This is a genomic window from Caballeronia sp. A2-2, from assembly GCF_057612605.2.
Window position 1 is genome coordinate 346,605 of record NZ_CM172587.1, and the last position, 25,892, is coordinate 372,496.

The window sequence follows — 25,892 nt, forward strand, 5'->3', positions numbered from 1 at the left end:
CATTAAATATGCTTAAAATCAGGTACTTAGAACACATATAGCGACGCTTTATTGGTTGCTGCGCCCCATATGTCTGATGGCGCGGCGCAGCGAACAAAATGTGTATAACTGCTATCTTGACAGCGCGCTTTACCGCTTGTGGCGGGCAATTTCGACCGACCGAGAGTCGCTGTTCATGTTTTGCAACGATCAACCCGCGTTGCATTGCAACATGAAACAGGCTTGTTTAGCGAGTTGTGCGCAACTTCCGGCTGTGGCTGTGGACTTCATCGACGAGTTCGGAGACGTGCTCGGGCGGCGTGAATTGCGAAATGCCGTGACCGAGGTTGAACACGTGTCCCGGATGATTCCCGAAACTGTCGAGCACGCCGCGCGCTTGAGCGCGGATCGCGTCCGGCGGCGCGAACAGCACGCTCGGATCGATATTCCCTTGCAGCGCGACGCGTGATCCCACCTTTTCGCGCGCCCGCCCCAGATTCACCGTCCAGTCGAGACCCACGGCATCGACGCCAATGGACGCGATTTCCTCCAGCCACAATCCGCCGCCCTTCGTGAACGTGATGACCGGCACGCGCGCGCCATCGTGCTCGCGCTTGAGGCCCGCCACCACCTTGGCGATGTAGTCCAGCGAGAAGCGCTGATACGCGCCATCGGCAAGCGCGCCACCCCAGGTATCGAAGATCATGACGGCTTGCGCGCCGGCTTCGATCTGCGCGTTCAGGTACGCGGTGACGGCTTGCGCGTTGATCTCCAGAATGCGGTGCATGAGGTCGGGGCGCGAATAAGCCATCGACTTCACCGTGCGATGATCGTCCGAGCCGCCGCCTTCGACCATGTAGCACGCGAGCGTCCACGGACTGCCCGAAAAACCGATGAGCGGCACGCGCTGACGGCCCTGCGCATCCGTGAGCGCGCGGCGAATCTGGCTGACGGCATCCGTCACGTATGAGAGCGTCGCGCCGATGTCGGGCACGGCGAGCCGTTTCACATCGTCTTCGGTGCGCACGGTTCGCTCGAAGCGCGGGCCTTCGCCCTGAACGAAGTTCAGACCGAGACCCATGGCATCGGGCACGGTGAGAATGTCGGAGAACAGAATGGCGGCGTCGAGCGGATAGCGTTCGAGCGGTTGAAGCGTGACTTCGGTCGCGTAATCCGGGTTCTTCGCCAAGCCGAGAAAACTGCCTGCGCGTGCGCGCGTTGCGTTGTATTCGGGCAGATAACGGCCCGCCTGACGCATCAACCAGATGGGTGTGTAGTCGGTAGGCTGGCGCAACAGCGCTCGAAGGAAGGTGTCGTTCAGAAGAGTGTGTGCCACGTCGCTCGATGCCGATGCCGGGGAATCGCTCATTCTACCGGAGCATGCATGCGGCTTATGACGTTCGGCCAGGTATTCAGGACTTCGTGCGGTCGATATGATCGACGGCCAGGTGATCGATCGTCATCGTCATCGCTATCGCTATCGCTCTCGGGGAAATCAATGAAACGAACGTTTTTTCTCGCGCTGGCCGCGATGTTGACAGCTTCGGCGCACGCGCAGACCGTCGAAACCGGTGCCGTCTTTGCTGAAAAACCAGCGGCGGCGAGCGCGCCTGCCGTGGTTCCTTCGCGCCTCGATCAAATTCTTGCGAATCACGTGCTGCGCGTCTGCACGACCGGCGACTACAAGCCGTACTCATTCCTGCGGCCGGACGGACAGTTCGAGGGTATCGACATCGACATGGCGGAAAGTCTCGCGAAGTCGCTCGGCGCGACGCCCGCGTATGTGAAAACGTCGTGGTCGAATCTGATGAACGACTTCATCGCGAAATGCGATATCGCCGTGGGCGGCGTGTCCACCACGCTCGACCGGCAAAAGCGCGCGTTCTTCACCGCGCCCTACATGGAAGACGGCAAGACGCCGATCGTCCGTTGCGACGACAAGGACAAGTATCAGACGGTCGAGCAGATCGACCAGCCGAACGTGCGCGCCATCGTCAATCCGGGTGGCACGAACGAGCGCTTCGCCAAGCAGTTCTTCCCGCACGCGCAGTTGATCGAATACCCGGACAACGTGACCATCTTCAAGCAAATTTTGGATGGTCAGGCAGACGTCATGGTGACGGATGCGTCCGAAACGCTGCTTCAGCAGAAGCTCAATCCCGGTTTGTGCTCGGTGCATCCGGACAAGCCGTTTCAGTTCGGGGAGAAGGCGTATCTGCTGCCGCGCGGGGATGTCGCGTGGCAGCAGTACGTCGATCAATGGCTGCATCTCGCGCGCGCGACGGGCGAGTTTCAGGCTGTCGTGGACAAGTGGCTGAAGTAGATCAGCGGGAGGCGCGCATGAGTTCGCCCACTTGCACGCCGATTTTTTGGAGCCACGCGCTCGCCGCCTCGGACTGCGGATGCATGCGGCCGAAGCCATGCGTCATGTCGTGCGCATCGATCAGTTCGACGGCGCCGCCGTTCGATTCGAGGAAGCGCTTGAGTTCGTGCGCATCGTCGTAGAGCGTGTCGTACGCGGCCGCGACGATCAGCGCGCGTGCTGGCGTGCGCTCGAAGGGCTCGGCGAGCGGGAAGGCGCGCACGTCATGCGGGTCCGGTGTCGCGCCCGAGAGGAATTGCGCCCAGTACCACTTCATCTCGTCGTTGGTGAGACCCGGACCGTTCGCGTTCGCAATGCAACTCGCGCTTTCGAACTGCCGCCGCATCACCGGATAAAGCAGCAGTTGCAGCCCGACGAGCCCGGCCACGCGCTCGTTCGCGCCGCGCGCCGCGACGACCGACAGATGCGCGCCAGCACTGTCGCCGCCCACGCCGAGCCGGTCCGTCGCGAAACCCAGCCGCGAGCGATGCTCCGCCAGCCAGATCAGCGCATCGAGTGCGTCATCGCAAGGCGCAGGAAACGGATGCTCCGGCGCGAGGCGATAATCGACACTGGCGAATGCGCACTGGGAATCGAGCGCGAGCCGGGCGACAAGCGCGTCGTGCGTGTCGAGGTCACCGACCACCCATCCGCCGCCGTGGAAATAAACGACGAGCGGTAATTGACCGCTTGCTGCTTTCGGCCGGTAAATACGCCCGGCAAGTGTTCGGCCGTTCAGCGGAATCTCGATTTCTCCGATGGTGATATTTTCATCGCGCGCAGGCGCATAAGCCCGGGCAACGTCGGAAAATCGCTGGCGGATGGCTTGCGCGTCGGCATCATCGGGAAGAATGGGAAACGCTTCCTCGACATTTCGGTAGTAACGCAGCAATGATTCATCGATGGTCATGCAGGTCTCCGGTGCTTTTTGTCGGGAGAGAATGGCATACAGCAGGTGATGTCGGACGTTTTCATACGTTCGCCCGTTCGATTTTCACCTGAAAACGGAATATATGCTGACGCTCGAAAAGCGGCGTTTTCTCAATCGGGACTTTGCATCGAATAAGTGCTTCGGATAATGGGCAATATATGCCCGGGAATCTCGCGCTTTACGCGAGATAATTGACCGTCAGCCTTATGGAATGCGGGTTACAACCTGAAACACTTTGTTACGGCGACCCGGAATCAATTCGCCCACAATCTGTTCAAACGGTTTCAACACGGATGCGTTGTGACGCACTGTGGATTTGCTCTCGGCTTACGCGTCTGGCTTGTGTCAGATCTCTTTCCTGGGGCATCCGTGTTGGGGTCGTTCAGATTCGAAGTCGAATCGAAATATCCCACGTTTGGTCTCCTCGCGCTAACCCCGTAGCGTGTGGTTTTTAGCGGGCTCCAGGCCCGCTTTTTTTTCGTCTGGACAAACGTTTGCGTAGTTTGCGAGTTTCAGGGCAAAACGTTTCGTCCCATGACAGAAGGGAGCGTATTGCGCTCCCTTTGTCGTTTTTGCTGCTCGCTTTCAGGCAGTTTTTGCTTCCGCGATTTTCAGTTCCTCGATCATCCGCGCGCGCATCACGAACTTTTGAACCTTGCCGGTTACCGTCATCGGCAGATCGTCGACGAAACGAACATAGCGCGGAATCTTGTAGTGGGCGATTTGTCCTTGGCAAAATTCGCGCACTTCGTCCTCCGTGAGCCGTTCGCCGGATCGCGGCACGATCCACGCGCACACTTCCTCGCCGTATTTCGGATCGGGCACGCCGAACACCTGCACCGACTGAATCTTCGGATGCCGGAACAAAAATTCCTCGATCTCACGCGGATAGACGTTCTCGCCGCCGCGAATCAGCATGTCCTTCAGCCGTCCGACGATGTTGCAATATCCTTGCTCGTCGAGCGTCGCCAGATCGCCGGTGTGCATCCATCCGTCGATGATGGTCTCGCGCGTTTTGGCGTCGTCGTCCCAGTAACCCTTCATCACCGAATACCCGCGCGTGCAGAGTTCACCCGTCACGCCGATGGGCACGATCTCGCCGAGCGCATCCACGATCTTCACTTCCAAATGCGGCTGGACGCGACCCACGGTGGTCGTGCGCTTGTCGAGCGGATCGGTGGTCGAGCTTTGAAACGACACCGGACTGGTTTCCGTCATGCCGTAAGCGATCGTGATCTCGCTCAGATGCATCGTGGAGACGACACGCTTCATCGTCTCGATGGGGCACGGCGAGCCCGCCATGATGCCCGTGCGCAAGCGCGTGAGGTCGACCTTCGCGAAGTCGGGATGATCGAGTTCGGCGATGAACATGGTCGGCACGCCGTGCAGCGCGGTGCAGCGTTCCTCGTGGACGGCGGCGAGCGTGGCGGCGGGATCGAACGCTTCGCCGGGAAAAACCATCGCGCAGCCGGTCGATACACACGCGAGCACGGCCAGCACCATGCCGAAGCAGTGATACAGCGGCACGGGGACGCACAGCGAATCCTGCTCGGTCAGGCGCATCGCCATGGCGATAAAGCGCGCGTTGTTCACGATGTTCCGGTGCGTGAGCGTCGCGCCCTTGGGGTTTCCCGTCGTGCCGCTGGTGAACTGGATGTTGATCGGCTCGTCCGGCGCGAATCGCGATTCGAGCGCATCGAGTTGTGCGCGGTCCATGTGCGCGCGATGCTCGTTCATCAGCGCATCGAAGTTGAGCATGCCGGGCGTTCGTCCGTCGCCCATGCGGATGACGGCGCGCAATGCGGGAAGCGTTTTGGAGTGAAGCGCGTTGGGCGCGGCATCGGCGAGTTCGGGGGCGAGCGTCTGAAGCATCTCCAGATACTTCGACGACTTGAATTGCTCGGCCGCCACGATCGCCTTGCAACCGACCTTGTTCAGCGCGTATTCGAGTTCCGCCAGCCGATAAGCCGGATTGATGTTCACCAGCACCGCACCGATGCGCGCCGTCGCGAATTGCGTCAGCAGCCATTCCGCGCGATTCGGCGACCAGATGCCCACGCGATCGCCCGGCTCGATGCCGAGCGCGAGCAACGCCGTGGCAAGCACATCGACTTCGTTTGCAAACTCGCGCCATGTCCAGCGAATGCCTTGCTCGCGGAACACCACGGCCGGCCGCTCTGCAAAACGCTCGACCGTTTCGCGCAGATGCCGCGCGACGGTCGCATCGCTTAACGGAATATCGGTCGCGCCGCGAACGTAGGAAAGGCCGTCGAGCGGTGTCTGTTCAGTTGCCATCGAATGTCTCCGCCAGGATGAAGGCTATTTGGAAGGCCATTCATTGTGCATGGCGGCGTCACGCGCGGGCATTGAGTGTTACCCGCAAACACGCGTCGGTTCGATCGGGCGAAAAAAAAGCAGCCCGAAGGCTGCTTTTTCATGACGCTACGCGCGTTCAGTGCTTCGCGTTCACCTTGCGAAGACGCTGAATGGCCGCGATTTGCGCCGTCGCATAAGCCAGTTCCGCTTGCGCGGTGGCGTATTCGAGCTCGGACTTGTTGTCCTGCATCGCTTCCTCGGCGCGCTTCTTCGCCTGCTCGGCTTTCGCTTCGTCGAGATCGGCGCCGCGAATGGCGGTGTCGGCGAGCACGGTCACGACGCCCGGCTGAATTTCGAGAATCCCGCCCGCGACGAACACGAACTCCTCTGAACCGTCTTCCGTCTCGATGCGCACCGCGCCCGGACGAATGCGCGTGATGAGCGGCGTGTGACCCGGCAGAATGCCGAGTTCACCTGCTTCGCCCGGCAGCGCGACGAACTTCGCCTGGCCGGAGAAGATTTGCTCTTCCGCGCTAACGACGTCTACCTTGATGGTTGCCATTTATGTTCGACTCCTGAGGGCAGTGTATGGGTGGACGCCGGCTTTTGGCTGGCGTCCGCATCGATACACCTGGCCTTTACTGGATCTTCTTGGCCTTTTCGAAGGCTTCGTCGATCGTGCCGACCATGTAGAACGCCTGTTCCGGCAGATGATCGCATTCGCCATCGACGATCATCTTGAAGCCGCGAATGGTTTCCTTCAGCGGCACATACTTGCCCGGCGAACCCGTGAACACTTCCGCGACGTGGAACGGCTGCGACAGGAAACGCTGGATCTTACGCGCGCGCGCCACGGCGAGCTTGTCTTCCGGCGCGAGTTCGTCCATGCCCAGAATCGCGATGATGTCGCGCAGTTCCTTGTAACGCTGAAGGGTCTGCTGAACGCCGCGCGTGATCGAGTAATGTTCTTCGCCGATCACGTTCGGGTCGATCTGACGCGAGGTCGAATCGAGCGGGTCCACTGCCGGATAAATACCCAGCGAGGCGATGTCACGCGACAACACGACCGTTGCGTCCAGGTGGCCGAAGGTCGTGGCCGGCGACGGGTCGGTCAAGTCATCCGCAGGGACGTACACGGCCTGAACCGACGTGATCGAACCGGTCTTGGTCGACGTAATACGCTCTTGCAGCTTGCCCATTTCTTCAGCCAGCGTCGGCTGATAACCCACGGCCGAAGGCATACGGCCGAGCAGTGCGGACACTTCCGTGCCTGCCAGCGTGAAACGGTAGATGTTGTCCACGAAGAAGAGAACGTCCAGACCTTCGTCACGGAAGTGCTCGGCCATCGTGAGACCGGTCAGCGCCACGCGCAGACGGTTGCCCGGCGGCTCGTTCATCTGGCCGTACACCAGCGCGACCTTGTCGAGAACGTTCGAATCCTTCATTTCGTGATAGAAGTCGTTCCCTTCACGGGTACGCTCACCCACACCGGCGAACACGGAATAACCGCCGTGTTCCTTCGCGATGTTGTTGATGAGTTCCATCATGTTCACGGTCTTGCCCACGCCAGCACCGCCGAACAGACCGACCTTGCCGCCCTTCGCGAACGGGCAGATCAGATCGATAACCTTGATGCCCGTTTCCAGCAGTTCCGTCGACGGCGACAGCTCGTCGAACTTCGGCGCTTGCTGGTGGATCGAGCGCAGCGTGTCCGACGAGATCGGACCCGCTTCGTCGATCGGACGGCCGAGCACGTCCATGATGCGGCCGAGCGTCGGCTTGCCGACCGGCACGCTGATGGGCTTGCCGGTGTTCTTGACGATCGTGCCACGGCGCAAGCCGTCCGATGCACCCAGACAAATGGTACGCACCACGCCGTCGCCCAGCTGTTGCTGGACTTCGAGCGTCAGTTCGGAGCCATCGAGAATGAGCGCGTCGTAGATCTTCGGCATCTGCGAGCGCGGGAACTCCACGTCGATCACGGCGCCGATGCACTGTACGATCTTGCCTTCTACCAAAGCAGTAGTACTCATCGCATTTCCTTTAGATACTGTGTTCTTTCACGCGGTCAGCAAAATCAGACCGCAGCGGCGCCACCGACGATTTCCGACAACTCTTTCGTAATCGCGGCCTGGCGGCTCTTGTTGTAGACGAGCTGCAGTTCGTTGATCACGGTCTTCGCATTGTCGGACGCGGCCTTCATCGCGACCATGCGCGCGGACTGCTCCGACGCCATGTTTTCCGCGACCGCCTGATAGACGAGCGCTTCGACGTAGCGCACGAGCAACTCGTCCACCACGGTTTGCGCATCCGGCTCGTAGATGTAGTCCCACGAAGTCTTCGGCGTCACGCCGTCTTCGTCCTTCGCGTGGAGATCGTCCACCGACAACGGCAGCAATTGCTCGATCACCGCTTCCTGCTTCATCGTGTTGATGAAGCGCGTGTATGCCAGATACACCGCGTTGATCTTGCCTTCCGAATACAGGTCGAGCTGCACCTTGATCGCGCCGATCAGCTTTTCCAGATGCGGCGTGTCGCCCAGTTGCGTGACTTGCGACACGACCTGCGCCTTCAGCCGGTTCAGGAAGCCCAGACCCTTGTTGCCGATCGCCGATGCCTCGATCTTCACGCCGCTCTGATCGAGTTCCTTGATCTTCGCCAACGACGCACGCAGGATGTTCGTGTTCATGCCGCCGCACAGACCCTTGTCGGTCGTGACGAGGATGAGGCCAGCCGTCTTCGCGCCTTCGTTCTTCAACATGAACGGGTGGCGATATTCCGGGTTGGCTCGGCTCATGTGCGAGGCGATCGCGCGGACCTTGTCGGCATAGGGACGAGCGGAACGCATGCGCTCCTGGGCGCGGCGCATCTTCGATGCGGCGACCATTTCCATCGCTTTGGTGATCTTGCGCGTGTTCTGCACGCTCTTGATCTTGCCGCGAATTTCCTTCATTCCAGCCATTGCTTACTCCTTGATCGAAGCCGCGCGACACGGCGTGTTCCACGTTCGCATCGCGCGTTGCCTCTTTATGCCGATCAATAAGCGCCCGACTTCTTGAAGTCCTTCAGCGCGGCATGCAGCGCGCCGTCGTCGTCCTTCGACAAGTCTTTGTTGTCTTCGATGCGCTTAATCAGATCGCCGTGGCTGGTCTTCAGGAATTCGCGCAGGCCCTTTTCGAACGGCAGCACTTGCGAGACTTCGAGATCGTCCAGATAGCCGTTATTGGCCGCGAACAGCGACACCGCCAGTTCCCACACCTGCAGCGGCTGATACTGCGGCTGCTTGAGCAGTTCGGTCACGCGGCGACCGCGTTCGAGCTGCTTGCGGGTGGCTTCGTCGAGGTCGGACGCGAACTGCGCGAACGCAGCCAGTTCACGATACTGCGCGAGGTCGGTACGAATACCGCCCGACAGCTTCTTGATGACCTTGGTCTGAGCCGCACCACCGACCCGCGACACGGACACGCCGGCGTTGATTGCCGGACGGATACCCGCGTTGAACAAGTCGGTTTCCAGAAAGATCTGGCCGTCGGTAATCGAGATCACGTTCGTCGGAACGAACGCGGTCACGTCGCCGGCTTGCGTTTCGATGACCGGCAGCGCCGTCAGCGAACCGCTCTTGCCCTTCACTTCGCCATTGGTGAACTTCTCGACGTAGTCTTCCGACACGCGAGCCGCACGTTCGAGCAGACGCGAGTGCAGATAGAACACGTCACCCGGATACGCTTCGCGGCCCGGCGGACGGCGCAGCAGCAGCGAAATCTGGCGATACGCCCACGCTTGCTTGGTCAAATCGTCATAGACGATCAGCGCATCTTGACCGCGGTCGCGGAAGTATTCGCCCATCGTGCAACCGGCGTACGGCGCGAGGTATTGCATCGCGGCCGATTCCGAAGCCGAAGCCGCCACGACGATGGTGTACGCCATCGCGCCGGTTTCTTCGAGCTTGCGCACCACGTTCATGATCGACGAAGCCTTCTGACCGATCGCGACGTAGATACAGAACAGGTCCTTGCCCTTCTGGTTGATGATCGCATCGACAGCCACCGCGGTCTTGCCGCACTGACGGTCGCCGATGATCAGCTCGCGCTGGCCACGACCGATCGGCACCATCGCGTCGATCGACTTGAGACCCGTTTGCACCGGCTGCGACACCGACTTACGCCAGATCACGCCCGGCGCGATCTTTTCGATTGCGTCGGTGGCCTTGGCGTTGACCGGGCCCTTGCCGTCGATCGGGTTGCCGAGCGCATCGACCACGCGGCCGATGAGTTCCGGACCGACCGGCACTTCGAGAATGCGGCCCGTCGTCTTGACGATGTCGCCTTCCGAGATGTGCTCGTACTCGCCCAAAATAACGGCACCAACCGAGTCACGTTCGAGGTTCAGCGCGAGGCCGAAGGTGTTGCCCGGGAATTCGAGCATTTCGCCTTGCATCACGTCCGACAGGCCGTGGATGCGCACGATACCGTCGGTCACGGAGATCACGGTGCCTTGGTTGCGAACGTCCGCGCTCGCTTCAAGGCCCTGGATCCGGCTCTTGATCAGCTCGCTGATCTCAGAGGGATTGAGTTGCATTATTCGCTCCTGATAGTCAATTCTGTTGCGTGCCAGCTAAGCACGGACGACCGCCTCGTTGGGTACTTAAGCGGTCAGAGCCGTCTGCATGCTGGCGAGGCGCGCGCGGACCGAGGAATCGAGCACTTCGTCGCCGACCGTCACGCGAACGCCGCCGATCAGCGACTGATCGACTTCGACGAACGGTTTCAGTTTGCGCTTGAACTTGCGTTCGAGGCTGGCGATGAGGCCGTTCAACTGCTCGCCTTCGAGGGGGAACGCGCTCACGATGTGAGCATCGGCAGCCCCTTCACGGGCGTTCTTCAGTTCATCGAACTGAACAGCGATTTCCGGCAGCAGCGGCAGCCGATGGTTGTCCACCAGCATGCCGACGAAATTCTTCGCCTGAGCGTTGCCCGTGGCGAGCGGCGACTTCACGGCGGAAAGCATGAGGTCGGCGATCTGCTCGCGGCTCACCTTCGGGCTGGACGCGACCGATTCCACTTCGGGCAGACGCGCAACCTGTGCCAATTCCTCGACGAACGTGGACCAGCCCGCGAGATCGCCGGTTTCGGCCACGCGGAACAGCGCTTCCGCGTAAGGACGAGCGATGGTTGCAAGTTCGGCCATGATCAGAGCTCGGTTTTGAGTTGATTCAGCAAGTCGGCGTGCGCCTGCTGATCGACTTCGCGCTTCAGGATTTGCTCGGCGCCCTTCACCGCCAGCGCGGCGACTTCGGCGCGCAGCGTTTCGCGTGCCTTCACGACCTGCTGATCGGCGTCTTGCTTCGCTTGCGCGACGATGCGCGCGGCTTCGGCCTGAGCATTGGCCTTGATTTCTTCGGCGACGGCGGCGGCACGCTTTTCAGCGTCAGCGATGCGCTGCTGGCCATCCGTGCGCGCTTGCGCGAGTTCCTGGTCGACGCGCTTGTGCGCTGCTTCGAGTTCCGCCTTGCCCTTGTCGGCGGCGGCGAGGCCGTCGGCAATCTTCTTTGAGCGCTCGTCGAGGGCGTTGATCAACGGCGGCCACACGAACTTCATCGTGAACCACGCGAGGATCAGAAACACGACCATTTGCGCAAACAGGGTTGCGTTGAGATTCACGGTGTTTCCTTAAACGTTGCTTTGTTCGGAGGGAAACGGTTAAAAGGCGCTCATCGGCAGTTGTGCTCGATCAGCGCCTTATCCGTTCCGTCTAGCGTCCTGTTAAAAGACCGGACGCACACTTCCGAGGAACCTCAGCCTGCGAGCTTCGAGAGCAGCGGGTTCGCGAACGCAAACAGCATTGCCACACCAACGCCGATCAGGAACGCCGCGTCGATCAGACCAGCCAACAGGAACATCTTGGTCTGCAGCGGGTTCATCAGTTCCGGCTGGCGGGCGCACGCTTCGATGTACTTGCCGCCCATCAGGCCGATACCGATACAGGCGCCGATTGCACCCAGGCCGATGATGATGCCGATACCGATGGCGGTCAGACCCTGGATGTTGGCGATGAAAGCGTTCATGTTCACTCCTTTGATTAAAGACTTTGGAACTGGATTTATAAAAATTGAAACTTAAGCGATTCTGGACCTGCCGCTGACTCTCTTGCTGAGTTAGTGAGAGTCGTGCGCCTGACCGATGTACACGAGCGTCAGCATCATGAAGATGAACGCTTGCAGCAGAACGATCAGAATGTGGAAGATCGCCCAGACCGTACCCGCGACCACGTGGCCGATAAAACCAAGTACAGAGGCGTCCGCGCCGAAGTGCCACATGCTGCCGAGCAGCGCGATCAGCAGGAACAGCAGTTCACCCGCATACATGTTGCCGAACAACCGCATGCCGAGCGAAACCGTCTTGGCGACGAACTCGATGATGTTCAGCGCGAGATTCGGAATCCACAACAGCGGATGCGCGCCGAACGGAGCGGACAGCAGTTCGTGCACGAAGCCGCCTGCGCCCTTGATCTTGAAGTTGTAGTAGATCATCAGCACGAACACGCCGAGCGCGATGCCGAGCGTGCCGTTCAGATCGGCCGTCGGCACGATGCGATGATGCGGCAGCACGCCTTCGAGCCCGAACACGCGAATGAGCGTGCTCGGCAGATCGACGGGGATGAAGTCGAGCGAGTTCATCAGGGCGACCCAGACGAACACGGTCAGCGCGAGCGGCGCGATGAAACGGCGGCTGCCGTGGATCATCGACTTCGACTGATCTTCGACCATCTCGACCAGCATTTCGATGGCGCACTGGAAGCGCCCCGGAACGCCCGAAGTTGCCCGGCGCGCGGCCAACCCGAGAATGACGATGGTAAGGACACCACACACAATGGACCAGAACAACGTGTCCAGATTCCAGACGTGGATGTCGAAGATCGACGTCTGCGGATGCGTGGAAAGATTCTGCAAGTGGTGCGCAATGTACTCGGACGGGTCCAGAGCGTGCGTTCCTTCGCTAGCTGCCATATCGTTAAAGCCACCCAAATTGTCAAAAATCTTTCGACGCCTGCCGCTTCCGAGCCGGCGCTTCGCGTCGCGGCTCCGGGCGGGAGGCCCGTGCGCGGTGTGAGAACCGCGCCTGCTTATCCTGCCTGCTCAAACTGCTCATGGTTGATGCTACCGGCGGCGTTGTCAGTCCGCACTTACCCGGGAGGTTATCGGCGCGCGATCGACACGATCAGCGCAAGGCCATGGCAACCCAGTAAGTCTTGAGGGCGACGATATACGTGACGAGCAGCGGCAGCCAGAGTGCGCCTTTATACCCGTAAGCGATCGCCACGAACATAGCAATCGTCGCTCCCATTTTGAGCGCCTCGCCGATCATCCAGCTCATGATCGTCTCCGCGCCGCTTTTTGCTTTGAGGCGCGCGGCGAACAATGCGCTCGGCACCCAGCAGATTGCTCCTCCCAGAAAGGCCGACAGCGCAGCATCTCCCGGCGGCTTGTAAAACAGCCACCATAGCAGCGTCGCACCCAGGGACAAAACCATTTGCGCGGCCACCACCTTGTAAGGCGTGACCCGCGATGGACGACTCACTTCAGGACCGAACAGCTTCTCTGCCTGATCCCGCGTGAGCGGAACGATATTGTTGTCTTGCGCTTCGGCATCCCACGAGTCGTTCGATGAATGGCGGGGATGATCTCCGGAAGCGTTCTTGTTGCCGGTCTCATGAGCGTGGGGTTGCATGTTCCATTCGCTCCGCGGCGCTCGATTCAGCTCTCGCACCGTCTTCAAACCTTCAAGCAAAAGTCCGGAAAATCACCCTGCGCTTTCGTCGCGCTTTCGAGGTGGCCTAGCTGATAAATCCGGGCGATTGTAAGCGATTGTTGTCGGGGATTCAATAGTTTAGGTGTGTCAAAAGCCAAGCGGACGAACCTTAAAATTTGATCTCAAAAGGGAGACTTTTCTTGCGGCTGCAAGGAGATTTTCATGCAGCGCACAAATGCGTTGGCTAGCTTAGACGAGTGCCCATCCGATGATGGCTGCGGCGAACCAGAACGGGATCGATACGAGATGAAACGGAAGCCACATTCCTCTTTCACCAGACAAACGAACCGCGATCAGACTCGCCAGCGAACCAATCGCGATGCCGAAGCCGCCCACGCTCACGCCGTAAGCCAGCGCGCGCCAGTCCTTCGAAAACTCGGCGAGCATGATGGCCGCCGGTACGTTGCTGATGCCTTGCGATAGCACCGCGCCCGCCGCATACGCGCGCACCGGCGTGCCGATTCCAAGTCGAGCAATGCCCGCATGAACGGCCGGCAATGCGGCCGCGCTGCGCAGCACAATGAACATCATCACGAAGATGAGCAGCAGCAACCAGTCGATCTTCAGCACGGCCTCGCGTCGCCACAACAGGAAGCCTATGGCGAGCAACGCGAGTCCCGGCACCGCGTGATGCAGGTCCGCAAGCGTCACGAAGATGGCGAACGCAATCGCGCTCACGCCGCACAGCACGCGATCGACGGGATGCGCTTCGACATCGCCGGAAAGATCGAGCGGCGTCGAGCGAAACATGAAGACGGTGACGACCGCGAGCAGCAACATCAACGCGACGCAAAGCGGCAGCAACGCCCAGACGAACGCGCCGAATGAAACGCCGCTGGTCTGCCAAAGAAAGAGATTCTGAGGATTCCCGAGCGGCGTGAGAATCGATCCCGCGTTCACCGCGATGGCAATGACGATCACGAGCCGCCTGATCGGCAACGGCGCGAGCTTGTTCAGCGAAAGCGCGAGCGGCACGATGGCGAACAACGCGACATCGTTGGTCAGCACGGTCGATAAAACCGCCGCCAACGCGACCAGCAACAATGCAAGCGCACGCTCACCATGAATGTGATGCACAAGCCGATGCGCCGCCCACATCAGGAATCCTGACAATTCGATCGCCTTCGTCAGAATCAGCAATCCCGCGAGCGTGAGCACCGTTTGCCAATCGACGAGACCGGGCAACGAACGCCACGCACGCGGATGCGCAATCTGCAACGCGATCAGCGCGAGGACGAGAATGCTGAGAACCGGCTCCTTGCAGACGGCTCTCCACACGCGCGCGAGCAAGTCAGGCCGCGTGCGTCAGGCGGCCGGACTCGGCGCTTCGATGCTGCCGCGCAGCTTCGTGAGAATGCCTTCGAGCGAATCCAGCGTGCCAAAATCGATCGTCACCTTGCCGCGTCCGCGTCCGCCGACCTTGATCTTCACGTTCGCCGAAAGTAGATCGGACAACTCTTCTTCGAGACGACGCGTATCGCGTCCGCCATCGTTCGCGACGCTCGCTTTCTTGGCGGGCGCTTCCTTCGTCGTCATCGCGACGAGACGTTCGGTTTCACGCACCGACAACCGGCGATTCACGACAACGTTCGCCAGTTGAATCTGCGTGGCGGCATCGACGGCGAGCAGCGCGCGGGCGTGGCCCATGTCGAGGTCGCCTGCGAGCAGCATCGTTTGAACGGGTGTGGCGAGGTTCAAAAGACGCAGCAGGTTCGACACCGCGCTGCGCGATCGGCCCACGGCTTCCGCCGCCTGTTCGTGCGTGAAGGTGAACTCATCGAGCAGACGCTGGATGCCCTGCGCTTCTTCCAGCGGATTCAAATCCTCGCGCTGGATGTTCTCGATCAGCGCCATCGCGGCGGCGGCCTGATCCGGCACGTTCTTGACCAGAACCGGCACTTCGTCCAGACCCGCCAGACGCGCCGCGCGGAAGCGCCGCTCGCCCGCAATGATCTCGTAGCGGTCTTCGCCGATCGAGCGCACGAGAATGGGTTGCATCAACCCTTGTGCGCGGATGCTCGCAGCCAGCTCCTGCAACGCGCCTTCGTCCATGCGCGTGCGCGGCTGATACTTGCCAGCCTGCATCTTGTCGAGCGGCAGCACCGTCGGCATGCCCTCGCTCTTCACTGCTTCAGTGATATCGACGCTGCCGCCGAGCAACGCTTCGAGGCCCCGTCCCAACCCCTTCTTCTTCATCACAGCGCTCATTTCTTTCCTCCGTCGGCGTTCAGTGCCGCATCGAATGGGTTTGCCTTCACGTTCACTGAAGCGCGCGAACGCGCTCGATCATTTCCGTACCGAACTGGATATACGCCTGCGCCCCGCGCGAGGACTTGTCGAACACGACGCCTGGCAAGCCATAACTCGGCGCTTCCGCAAGCCGCACATTGCGCGGAATCACGACATCGAACAGCTTGGTGCCGAAGTGTTCCTTGAGTTGATCCGAGACTTGTTGCTGCAAGGTGATGCGCGGATCGAACATCACGCGCAACAGGCCGATCACCTTCAGGTCGCGGTTGAGATTCGCGTGGACCTGCTTGATGGTGTTCACGAGGTCCGACAGCCCTTCCAGCGCGAAATATTCGCACTGCATCGGGATGACGACGCCATGTGCCGCGCAGAGCGCATTCAGTGTCAGCAGCGACAATGCAGGCGGGCAATCGATTAACACGAAATCATAGTCATCAACTATATCGGCGATGGCGTCACGAAGGATACGCTCGCGATTTTCCATTTCGACGAGTTCGACCTCTGCACCGGCCAATTCGCGATTAGCCGGAAGGACGTCGTAAGCCACGGCTTCGGGACGGACACGCGCATCGCGAATCTTGACGCCATCGACGAGCACTTCATAGACCGTGTGTTCGCACGCCGACTTGTCGATGCCGCTGCCCATCGTCGCGTTGCCCTGCGGATCCAGATCGATCAACAACACGCGCTGTTCCAACCCTGCGAGACTCGCCGCGAGATTGACCGCCGTGGTCGTCTTTCCAACGCCGCCCTTCTGATTTGCGACGCAGAAGATTTTTGTCATCGTTTTGTGTCCTCGTTTCTTCGCTGTCAGAAGATCAGCGTGCCTGGAATGCCGCGTAAGAACCTACGACTGGTGTGCGGGTTCAACCGCAATTTCGATGAGATGACGCTCGGCATCGAGCATCGGGACATTTAATCGCTCAATGCTTACTGCCTGCGCGCCTGCTGGCAACCTTGCGATTTCCCCTTCCGGACGGATGCCCTTCATGGCGAGGATGCGCCCGCCATCCGCCACGAGGTGACGCGAAAGTGTAACGAAATCTGCTAGCTCTGCGAACGCGCGGGACACGATAACGTCGAATTTTTTGGTGACTTCGTGGCCTTCGCGGAGCGCTTCGACGCGGCCGGTTACGACTGATAGATTTCCGAGGCGAAGCTGAGCCTTGACCTGAGATTGAAAGGCCGTCTTTTTGTGAACGATGTCGTTCAGCGTAATTTCCAATTCGGGCAAGGCAATCGCGAGCACGATGCCCGGCAGGCCGCCGCCCGAACCCACGTCGAGGACGTTGCCGGCCCTCCTCGCGATGAGCGCAGGCACCAGCGCGAGGGAGTCCAGAATGTGTTGAATCATCATTTGCCGTGGGTCGCGGATCGCCGTCAAGTTGTAGACGGAGTTCCACTTTCCAAGCAACGCGACGTAATCGAGCAATTGGCTTTTCTGCGTTGATGACAGCGCGACGCCCAGTTCCGCGCTCCCGTTGTCCAGCATTTCAGCCAGCGATTGATTTTTTACCGTCATTGCACCGCCGTGGCGTTCGCGTCTTGATCGCCTTTGCCTCGTCGTCCGAGGCCGCGTTTCAAATGCACCATGAGCAGCGAAATAGTCGCGGGCGTGATGCCTGATATACGCGAAGCCTGGCCAATCGTCTCGGGACGATGCTGGATGAGTTTCTGCCGCGCTTCGAACGACAATCCGCGAACTTCGGTGTAATCGATGGCCTCGGGTAAGCGCGTGTTTTCCTGCGCACCGTTTCGTACGATCTCATCCGCCTGCCGATCGATATAACCCTGATACTTCGTGCGAATTTCGATTTGCTCCTTGATCTGCGACAGCAAGACAGGATCGTCGGAAAGCGGCAGCTCCGGTCCGCATGTGCCACCTTTCAATGCGCAAATGCCGTCATAGGAAATGCCGGGGCGACGCAACAGGTCCGCGAGGCTGTATTCGTGATCGATGGGCTTTCCAAGCAAAGCGGTCGCCTCTACTGCGGGAAGCGTCTTCGGATTGACCCAAGTTGCCGCGAGGCGCTGTGTTTCACGTGAAACAGCCTCACGTTTTCGGCTAAAGACATCCCACCGGATATCATCCACGACACCTAATTGACGCCCAATTTCCGTTAGACGCATATCCGCATTGTCTTCGCGGAGTGACAAACGGTACTCCGCGCGACTCGTAAACATACGATACGGCTCGGACACGCCGCGCGTGACGAGATCATCGACCAGGACCCCGAGATACGCTTCGTCGCGACGTGGCGACCACGCATCCTTTCCTTGTACCTGTAGCCCCGCGTTGATGCCTGCCAGCAGCCCTTGCGCCGCAGCTTCTTCGTACCCGGTCGTACCGTTGATCTGACCGGCAAAGAACAATCCGTTGATAACTTTTGTCTCCAACGACGCCTTCAGCGCGCGTGGATCAAAGTAGTCGTATTCGATCGCGTATCCGGGACGGAGGATGTGGGCGTGTTCAAGCCCTCGCATCGACCTGACAAGCTCCAATTGAACATCGAAGGGCAAACTCGTCGAAATTCCGTTCGGATAGAACTCATTCGTGGTTAGTCCTTCAGGCTCTAGAAAAATCTGGTGCGCATCCTTAGCGGCAAAACGATGGATTTTGTCCTCGATCGAAGGGCAATAACGCGGTCCAACGCCTTCGATGACCCCGGTGTACATCGGCGAACGGTCCAAACCCGAGCGAATGATGTCGTGCGTCCGCTCGTTCGTATGCGTCACCCAGCACGGCAATTGGCGCGGATGCTGCTCGACGCGGCCAAGAAACGAGAATACGGGGATAGGATCGAGGTCGCCCGGCTGTTCTTCGAGCTTGGAGAAATCGATGGTACGACCGTCGATTCGCGGTGGCGTACCCGTTTTCAAGCGTCCCTGCGGCAGTTTCAACTCTTTAAGGCGCGCCGAAAGCGAAACTGCAGCAGGATCGCCCGCCCGGCCACCCACATAGTTATTCAGCCCCACGTGAATCTTTCCATCGAGGAACGTTCCTGCCGTGAGCACCACCGTGCGGGCCTTGAATTGAAGTCCCACCTGGGTCACCGCCCCGACTACGCGATCCCCTTCGACCATCAAATCATCCACGGCCTGCTGAAAAAGCCATAGATTTGGCTGATTTTCGAGCCGATGCCGTATCGCTTGCTTATAAAGCAGACGGTCCGCCTGCGCCCGTGTCGCGCGGACTGCAGGCCCTTTTGACGAGTTGAGAATTCGAAATTGAATACCCGACTCATCCGTAGCGGCAGCCATTGCGCCGCCCAAAGCATCAACTTCCTTGACCAGATGGCCTTTTCCGATCCCACCGATGGACGGATTGCAGCTCATCTGACCCAAAGTCTCGATGTTATGCGTCAAAAGAAGGGTTTTGCAGCCCATGCGCGCCGACGCCAAAGCGGCTTCGGTGCCTGCGTGACCGCCGCCGACGACGATCACATCGAATTCTGAGGGATAAAGCATTGGGATTTCGTGTGCGAGCGACACGAACCTGGGAAAAGGAATAGTTAAAATTATATCGGGTTCCACGTCCCTCGAATTCAAGCGGCCAAAGAAAAGCGAAAAAAATGGCGTGTTTCACGTGAAACACGCCATCGATGATCTCGAATCCATCCTTTAATCAGTGCGCTTAGTCAGGCCGAGATAAGTTTCGATGACCTGCGGATTATGTTGCAGATGTTGCGCCTCCCCTTCTAAAGCAAAGACACCCGTCTCAAGTACATAGCCGTAGTCGGAAATTTGAAGCGCAGCCCGCGCATTCTGCTCGATCAACAGCGTCGCCACCCCGGTTTCGCGGAGCGCGCTGATTATATGAAAAATCTCTTTGACGATGAGTGGAGCAAGGCCGAGGCTCGGCTCATCGAGCATGAGCAATTGGGGCTTTCCCATCAGCGCCCGGCCTACAGCCAGCATTTGCCGCTCACCGCCGGACAATGTACCGGCTGCCTGCTTCCGCCTTTCTTTGAGTCGCGGAAAAAGAGCAAAGACAGGATCAAGTTGATCCAGATAATCGCGCTCGCCCGCTCTTTTCCGTCGGTACGCGCCGAGCACCAGATTGTCCCCAACCGTCATTGTTGAGAACAATTCTCGCTTCTCAGGCACGAGACACATTCCACGTGAAACCCGCGTTTCAATGGCGATGCCGGAGACGTCTTCGCCTAAAAACCGAACAACGCCCTTCGCACTTCCGTTCGAAGGAAGTGCCCCCATGATTGCGTTAAGAAGCGTGGATTTCCCTGCGCCGTTCGGGCCAATCACCGAGACGATCTGACCCGCCTTGACCGTCAAATGACCGTCGTGCAGGGCTTCGACCTTTCCGTAACGTACGGACAAGCCCCCAACCTCCAGAACCGTCGTCATCATTCCACCCCGCCCAAATATGCTCCAAGGACGGCGGGATTTCGCTGCACATCCATCGGCAGACCTTCCGCGATCTTGGTGCCGAACTCCATCACCACGAGCCGATCCGTCAAATTCATCACAAAGTCCATGTCATGCTCGACGAGCAAGACGCTCATTCCTTCCGCGCGAAGTTTTCGGATCAAATCGGCTAGCTGCTGTTTCTCTTGATAGCGGAGGCCTGCTGCTGGCTCATCCAGCAGTAGCAAAGTTGGGTCGCAGCACAGTGCTCGCGCGATTTCCAAGATGCGCTGCTGACCGAGCGCGAGACTGCCTGCATCCGCATGAAGATGCTTCTCCAAGCCGACGCGTCGAATTTGTTTCGCTGCCTCGCTCATCAAGCTCGCCTCTTCCGCCGCGTTAAGCCGAACAACACTTCGCCATACACCGGTTTTTCCGCGCAAATGTGCGCCAATCGCGACATTTTCGAGCACAGTCATGCCGGGCAGCAGTTTGACGTGTTGGAACGTGCGCCCGATGCCGCGTTTGACGATTTCCCGCGACGCAAACCGATCAATACGTTCGCCGTGAAAACTCACAGCACCTGAAGTCGCTTGCAGGACGCCCGTGACCAAGTTGAAAGTGGTGGACTTTCCTGCCCCATTCGGTCCGATCAGCCCGACGATTTCCCCTGCCTTCACCTCAAAGCTCACATCGTTCACCGCGACCAACCCGCCGAACTCTTTTCTTGCCTTGTCAACGATTAATAGCGAATCGCCCATTGCCGGCTTGCTGCGTTGCGGCAACGATTCCGCCTGCTTCGGCACCGCTGCAGCCGGCCCACGCGGAAACAGCCGCGCGAAAAACGGCCAGACGCCCTCTCGCGCGTATTGCAGCAAAAGGACCATCGCCACGCCGAAAACAATGATCTCAAAATTGCCATTCGCGCCAATCAGCTTAGGCAGCAGCGTTTGCAGATAGTCCTGAAGCACTGTCAGGATCGTGGCACCGAGAATCGCGCCCCAAACGTGCGAAACGCCGCCCACTACCGCCATGAATAGAAACTCGATGCCGTGATTCAGCCCGAACGGCGTAGGATTCACAGCCCGCTGCAAATGTGCGTAGAGAAAGCCGGAAATGGCCGCGAGAACCGCTGCATAGATGAAGATAACAACGCGCATCCACGCTGTGTTGACGCCCATCGCTTCAGCCATCGTGCCGCCGCCGCGCAACGCGCGAATCGCGCGACCGGGCCGGCTGTTCAACAGGTTTTGCACCGACACCACGGCCAGCAGCACCACCACCCAAATCAAGTAGTAAATGCTGCGGCCCGATTCCAGTTTCCATCCGAACAGATTGAGCACTGGAATGCCGTTAATGCCATCGTACTTTCCGAGCAGTTCCATGTTGCCAAACAGATAGAACAACGAAAGACCCCAAGCGATCGTGCCGAGCGGCAAGAAGTGGCCGGAAAGCCGCATGGTGATGAGCCCAAGGAACAGCGCAATCAACGCCGTCAGCAAGACGCCCGCAATCAGCGCGAGCCAAGGCGACACAGCGTACTGCGTCGTCAAAAACGCGGTCGCATATGCGCCGATGCCCACGAACGCAGCCTGCCCAAAGCTCGTCATCCCACCGATGCCCGTGAGCAAAACCAGCCCGATAGCAACGATCGAATAAAGCCCGATGTAGTTGAGCAGCGTGATCCAATACTCCGGCACGGCGACCGGACGCGGCAGCACCGGCAGCGCGAACACCACGAGCAGGAAGACCCAGAAGAATCGATAGCGATGCAGAAAGTTCATCGGTTCACTCCTCGTCTTCATCGGAATGCGGGCTGGCGAGACTCCGCCACAACAGCACCGGAATGATGAGCGTGAAGACGATCACCTCCTTGTACGCGCTCGCCCAGAACGACGAATACGATTCGAGCAGCCCGACCAGCAGCGATCCCGCCGCCGCCAGCGGATAGCTCACCAGTCCGCCGACAATCGCGCCGACGAAGCCCTTGAGCCCGATGAGAAACCCCGAGTCGTAATAGATCGTGGTAATCGGCGCGACGAGCACGCCACACAACGCGCCCAGCCCTGCTGCCAGCGTGAACGCGAGCCGCCCCGCCTGCGTCGCGCCGATGCCAACAAGCCGCGCGCCCAACCGGTTTACCGATGTCGCCCGCAACGCCTTGCCCGACAGCGTGCGATCGAAGTAGTAATACAGCGCGACGATCAGTACCGCCGCCGTTCCGACCACCCACACGCTCTGCCCCGAGATCGACACGCTGCCCAAGTTGAACGTGGCATCGGAGAAGGCGGTTGTGCGTGAACCTTCGGCGCCGAACATGACGAGGCCGAGCCCGACCATCGCGAAGTGCACGGCGACCGCGACGATCAGCAGCAACAGCGTGCTCGCCTCCGCAATCGGCTCATACGCGAGGCGATAGACGAACGGCCCCATCGGCACGACGATGGCCAGCGTCAGCGCGATCTGCGCGATCATCGGCAAGCTATGCGCGGCAAGCGCCTGAGTGATGCCCCACGTCACCGCCGGAAACACAAGATACTTCCCGATGAGCACGCCAAGCCGCTTCCCGATCCCGCGATACCGCGAAGGATGCCGAACCATTCCCGCCACTTCCGCGAGGAAGCAACCGACGCCCATCACCATCAGCAGATAACACGTCGCGGGCAGCTTCTGCGATTGCAACGCCGCCAGCGTTAACGCGCCATACGCGACGAACTCGCCCTGCGGAATGAAGATCACCCGCGTCACGGAAAACACGAGCACCAGCGCGAGCGCCAGCAAGGCGTAGATCGCCCCTGTGGTGATCCCGTCTTGCGCCAGGATCGCCGCTATCGATAAGTCCATACATCCTCGTCAGAGCTTCTTGTAAAACGGATAAAAACGGAAAACAGATGGGCAAACGGCGCGCCGTTGCCGGTGCGCCGCTCGCTCATCTGAAAAACGCCTGAACACGCGCGACGAAGCGCGCTTCGTCGTCAATCGTTCAGCAGCTTCCACTTGCCATCAACGATCTGCACCATCACGCGCGCGCGATCGTCGAAGCCGTTGTGATCGGTCGGCGTCATGTTCATGATGCCGTGCGCCACGGGCAAGTCCTTCAGATTTTCCAACGCCCCGCGCAATGCTTCGCGGAACGCCTCGGTGCCCGGCTGACCCTTCTTGAGCGCTTCGGGAATCGCGCGCTGAAGCATCTGGCCTGCGTCCCACGCGTGGCCGCCGAAAGTCGAGAGCGAACCCGCGCCGTACGCTTTCTCGTAGGCCTCTTTATACGCGGCCGAGGACTTTTTCACCGGATTGCCGGACGGCAATTGCTCGGTCACCAGCACCGGACCGGCGGGAAGAATCTCCCCTTCGCAATCCTTGCCGCACACGCGCAGGAAGTCGTTATTCGCCACGCCGTGCGTCTGATAAACCTTGCCCTTGTAACCGCGCTCCTTCAGCGTCTTGGCCGGCAGCGCCGCTGGCGTGCCCGCGCCCGCGATCAACACTGCATCCGGGTTCGCGCTCATCGTCTTCAACACCTGACCCGTGACGGACGTGTCCGCGCGGTTATAGCGTTCGTTAGCGACGATCTTCAGCTTGTGCGCCGCTGCCGCCGTGTTGAACACGTTGTACCAGCCGTCGCCGTATGCATCCGCGAAGCCGATGAAGCCCACGGTCTTCACGCCGTGCTTCTCCATGTAACCGGCAATGGCATCGGCCATCAGCGCGTCGTTTTGCGGCGTCTTGAAGACCCACGCGCGCTTGGCGTCCATCGGCGCGATGATCGACGCCGACGCCGCCATCGAGATCATCGGCGTCTTGGACGACGAAGCCGGGTCGATCATCGCCAGCGAATTCGGCGTGACTGTGGAGCCGACGATCGCATCGACATGATCTTCGTCGATCAGCTTGCGTGTGTTCTGTACGGCGCGGCTCGTATCCGTGCCGTCATCGAGCACGATGTACTCCACCGACTTGCCGCCGATCTCCTTCGGCAACAGCGCGACGGTGTTTTTCTCGGGAATCCCGAGCGATGCCGCCGGTCCCGTCGCCGAGAGCGTCACGCCGATTTTCACCTGCGCGAAGGCCGCGCTTGACGTCATCAACGCCAGCATGACGCCGGTCTTTACCCAAACCATCTTCATTGTTTTGTCTCCGAACGCGCGCCGTCATTGGCCGCGACAGCCGCTCAATTTATCGACCGCTTATCGCCATGCCAAGGCTGGCTTTCCCTACGAATTTCTGACTGCCACAGCGCATAAAAAAGGCGCGTTACCCGCAACGCGCCTTGGTTCGTGCTCCGACTCATTCACAAGCGTCAGTTGCCCGCGAGCTTCCACTTGCCGCCGACGATCTCCACCATCACGCGCGCCCGCTGATCGAGGCCGGAGTGATCGTTCGCGCTCATGTTGAAGATGCCATGCGATGCAGGCAGATCCTTCGTCTCCTCGATGGCCGCGCGCAACGCATCGCGGAAAGCGGGCGTGCCCGGCTGGCCTTTCTTGAGCGCGATGGGAATCGCGCGTTGCAGGATCAAACCGGCATCCCACGCATGGCCGCCGAACGTGGAGATGGACCCCGCGCCGTTCGCGCCTTCATACGCCTTCTTATACGTGAGCGCGGCCTGCTTCACCGGATTGCTGTCCGGTAGTTGATCCGCGACGAGCAGCGGCCCGGCGGGCAGGAACGTGCCTTCGCAATCCTTGCCGCACACGCGCAGGAAGTCGTTGTTCGCCACGCCGTGCGTCTGATAGATCTTGCCCTTGTAGCCGCGTTCCTTGAGCGTCTTTTGCGGCAGCGCCGCCGGCGTGCCCGCGCCCGCGATCAGCACCGCGTCCGGGTTCTGCGACATCATCTTGAGCGTCTGACCGGTGACGGATGCATCGTTGCGCGCGAAGCGTTCGTTCGCGACGACCTTCAGCTTCGCGAGATCGGCCGCCTTGCCGAATTCCTTGAACCAGCTCTCGCCATAGGCATCCGAAAAGCCGATAAACGCGACCGTCTTGATGCCGTGATTCGACATATGCTGCGCGATGGCTGTGGCCATGAGAATGTCGTTCTGCGGCGTCTTGTAGACCCACGCGCGCTTGCTGTCCATCGGCTCGACGATGCTCGCGGCAGCCGCCATCGAGATCATGGGCGTATGCGTTTCGGCGGCGATGTCGATCATCGCGAGCGAGTTGGGCACCACCGTGGAGCCGATGATCGCATCGACGTGATCTTCGCTCGTGAGCTTGCGCGTGTTCTTGACGGCTTGCGTGGAATCCGTGGCGTCATCGAGCACGATGTACTCGATCTTCTGCCCCGCTACTTCCTTCGGCAGAAGCGTGATGGTGTTCTTTTCCGGAATGCCGAGCGATGCAGCCGGTCCCGTCGCGGATACCGTCACGCCGATTTTCACGTCCGCCAAAACCTGAGTGCTGAATACCGCCGATAATCCCGCGACGACCTTTGCGGCCGTCTTTGCGCGTAAAGCCCGCTTCATTGATTTCTGCCCCGTGAATCGTCCGTGCTGCATATTGAATTTGCTTTGTTGGCTGGCTTTAAACTTTCGGCGTTAATCGCCAATTAACCGGTAAGCCAGGCAAAAGGAAATGCAGTTTAGCGGACGAAAGCCACGCCCAGCAAGGACTTTGCAGGCGTCTGCGGCACAGGCAAGCCACGCGAGCAAGCTTGAAAAACGCTTTGATCTTATTTAAAGCGATTTACGCGCGGAAATTAAAAAAGCGCTGTTGGAATCATCCAACAGCGCTTTCGGTCGGGCACTTCGTGCCTCATGTCTCCTCGTTCTCCACCTCAAAAATCTGGGTGCAACAGAACTAGACCGGATGTTAAAGGGTGTATCGTTTCGCAACAACCTAGCATTTACCCTAGTGGTGCATGAAAGCACCTCAAATGG

General features: G+C 59.7%; 23 protein-coding genes. 1 reads left to right on the forward strand and 22 read right to left on the reverse strand.

Going from position 1 to position 25,892, the window contains the following annotated elements:
- Nucleotides 1-226 precede the first annotated feature (226 nt).
- A complete protein-coding gene (hemE, locus tag ACZCWR_RS01735; RefSeq protein ID WP_487302031.1) occupies nt 227-1,315 on the reverse strand; it encodes a uroporphyrinogen decarboxylase in 1,089 nt (362 codons plus the stop codon).
- Between the two features lie 162 nt (nt 1,316-1,477).
- Between hemE and ACZCWR_RS01740 the strand changes: the two genes are divergently transcribed.
- Nucleotides 1,478-2,302 (forward strand): transporter substrate-binding domain-containing protein, encoded by an 825-nt coding sequence (locus ACZCWR_RS01740; RefSeq protein WP_487302032.1) that lies wholly within the window; start codon nt 1,478-1,480, stop codon nt 2,300-2,302.
- Between the two features lies 1 nt (nt 2,303).
- On the opposite strand, the gene ACZCWR_RS01745 is transcribed toward ACZCWR_RS01740, so the two are convergent.
- From ACZCWR_RS01745 to ACZCWR_RS01845, 21 genes are all read right to left on the reverse strand, one after another.
- Entirely contained in the window at nt 2,304-3,251 is a 948-nt protein-coding gene (locus tag ACZCWR_RS01745) for an alpha/beta hydrolase (RefSeq protein WP_487302033.1), read from the reverse strand.
- 606 nt (nt 3,252-3,857) lie between these two features.
- Nucleotides 3,858-5,567: an AMP-binding protein gene (locus tag ACZCWR_RS01750; protein ID WP_487302034.1), complete on the reverse strand. Its 1,710-nt coding sequence runs from the start codon at nt 5,565-5,567 to the stop codon at nt 3,858-3,860.
- A gap of 157 nt (nt 5,568-5,724) precedes the next feature.
- Complete coding sequence (locus tag ACZCWR_RS01755; protein ID WP_487302035.1) at nt 5,725-6,150, reverse strand: F0F1 ATP synthase subunit epsilon; 426 nt, start codon at nt 6,148-6,150, stop codon at nt 5,725-5,727.
- A gap of 76 nt (nt 6,151-6,226) precedes the next feature.
- A complete protein-coding gene (gene atpD, locus ACZCWR_RS01760) occupies nt 6,227-7,621 on the reverse strand; it encodes a F0F1 ATP synthase subunit beta (protein WP_487302036.1) in 1,395 nt (464 codons plus the stop codon).
- Nucleotides 7,622-7,665: 44 nt separating this feature from the next.
- Nucleotides 7,666-8,550 carry a F0F1 ATP synthase subunit gamma gene (gene atpG, locus ACZCWR_RS01765; RefSeq protein WP_487302037.1) on the reverse strand — a complete coding sequence of 295 codons (885 nt, stop codon included), beginning with the start codon at nt 8,548-8,550 and terminating at the stop codon, nt 7,666-7,668.
- A 74-nt stretch (nt 8,551-8,624) separates the two neighbouring features.
- Nucleotides 8,625-10,166, reverse strand: a complete 1,542-nt coding sequence (atpA, locus tag ACZCWR_RS01770) for a F0F1 ATP synthase subunit alpha (RefSeq protein ID WP_487302038.1) — start codon at nt 10,164-10,166, stop codon at nt 8,625-8,627.
- 66 nt (nt 10,167-10,232) lie between these two features.
- Nucleotides 10,233-10,775, reverse strand: coding sequence for a F0F1 ATP synthase subunit delta (locus ACZCWR_RS01775; protein ID WP_487302039.1), 543 nt, complete (start codon nt 10,773-10,775; stop codon nt 10,233-10,235).
- 2 nt (nt 10,776-10,777) lie between these two features.
- Nucleotides 10,778-11,248 (reverse strand): F0F1 ATP synthase subunit B, encoded by a 471-nt coding sequence (locus tag ACZCWR_RS01780; protein ID WP_487302040.1) that lies wholly within the window; start codon nt 11,246-11,248, stop codon nt 10,778-10,780.
- A 134-nt stretch (nt 11,249-11,382) separates the two neighbouring features.
- Entirely contained in the window at nt 11,383-11,652 is a 270-nt protein-coding gene (gene atpE / locus ACZCWR_RS01785; RefSeq protein ID WP_244826609.1) for a F0F1 ATP synthase subunit C, read from the reverse strand.
- A 90-nt stretch (nt 11,653-11,742) separates the two neighbouring features.
- Nucleotides 11,743-12,594: a F0F1 ATP synthase subunit A gene (atpB, locus tag ACZCWR_RS01790; protein ID WP_487302041.1), complete on the reverse strand. Its 852-nt coding sequence runs from the start codon at nt 12,592-12,594 to the stop codon at nt 11,743-11,745.
- Between the two features lie 211 nt (nt 12,595-12,805).
- Nucleotides 12,806-13,315, reverse strand: a complete 510-nt coding sequence (locus ACZCWR_RS01795) for an ATP synthase subunit I (RefSeq protein WP_487302042.1) — start codon at nt 13,313-13,315, stop codon at nt 12,806-12,808.
- 270 nt (nt 13,316-13,585) lie between these two features.
- Complete coding sequence (locus ACZCWR_RS01800) at nt 13,586-14,686, reverse strand: SLC13 family permease (RefSeq protein WP_487302043.1); 1,101 nt, start codon at nt 14,684-14,686, stop codon at nt 13,586-13,588.
- Nucleotides 14,687-14,701: 15 nt separating this feature from the next.
- The gene (locus ACZCWR_RS01805) at nt 14,702-15,604 is read right to left on the reverse strand and encodes a ParB/RepB/Spo0J family partition protein (protein WP_487302044.1); all 903 of its coding nucleotides are present in this window, start codon (nt 15,602-15,604) and stop codon (nt 14,702-14,704) included.
- A gap of 52 nt (nt 15,605-15,656) precedes the next feature.
- Nucleotides 15,657-16,430: a ParA family protein gene (locus tag ACZCWR_RS01810; RefSeq protein ID WP_487302045.1), complete on the reverse strand. Its 774-nt coding sequence runs from the start codon at nt 16,428-16,430 to the stop codon at nt 15,657-15,659.
- A gap of 63 nt (nt 16,431-16,493) precedes the next feature.
- Nucleotides 16,494-17,168, reverse strand: a complete 675-nt coding sequence (rsmG, locus tag ACZCWR_RS01815) for a 16S rRNA (guanine(527)-N(7))-methyltransferase RsmG (protein WP_487302046.1) — start codon at nt 17,166-17,168, stop codon at nt 16,494-16,496.
- On the reverse strand, nt 17,165-19,114 hold the full coding sequence (mnmG, locus tag ACZCWR_RS01820; protein ID WP_487302047.1) for a tRNA uridine-5-carboxymethylaminomethyl(34) synthesis enzyme MnmG: 1,950 nt from the start codon (nt 19,112-19,114) through the stop codon (nt 17,165-17,167). Before mnmG ends, rsmG begins: the two co-directional genes overlap by 4 nt.
- Nucleotides 19,115-19,267: 153 nt before the next feature.
- Nucleotides 19,268-20,014 (reverse strand): ABC transporter ATP-binding protein, encoded by a 747-nt coding sequence (locus ACZCWR_RS01825; RefSeq protein WP_487302048.1) that lies wholly within the window; start codon nt 20,012-20,014, stop codon nt 19,268-19,270.
- Nucleotides 20,011-21,795: a branched-chain amino acid ABC transporter ATP-binding protein/permease gene (locus ACZCWR_RS01830; protein WP_487302049.1), complete on the reverse strand. Its 1,785-nt coding sequence runs from the start codon at nt 21,793-21,795 to the stop codon at nt 20,011-20,013. Before ACZCWR_RS01830 ends, ACZCWR_RS01825 begins: the two co-directional genes overlap by 4 nt.
- Before the next feature lie 4 nt (nt 21,796-21,799).
- A complete protein-coding gene (locus tag ACZCWR_RS01835) occupies nt 21,800-22,855 on the reverse strand; it encodes a branched-chain amino acid ABC transporter permease (protein ID WP_487302050.1) in 1,056 nt (351 codons plus the stop codon).
- Nucleotides 22,856-22,986: 131 nt separating this feature from the next.
- Nucleotides 22,987-24,138, reverse strand: a complete 1,152-nt coding sequence (locus ACZCWR_RS01840) for an ABC transporter substrate-binding protein (RefSeq protein ID WP_487302051.1) — start codon at nt 24,136-24,138, stop codon at nt 22,987-22,989.
- 173 nt (nt 24,139-24,311) lie between these two features.
- Nucleotides 24,312-25,478: an ABC transporter substrate-binding protein gene (locus tag ACZCWR_RS01845; RefSeq protein WP_487302052.1), complete on the reverse strand. Its 1,167-nt coding sequence runs from the start codon at nt 25,476-25,478 to the stop codon at nt 24,312-24,314.
- Nucleotides 25,479-25,892 lie beyond the last annotated feature (414 nt).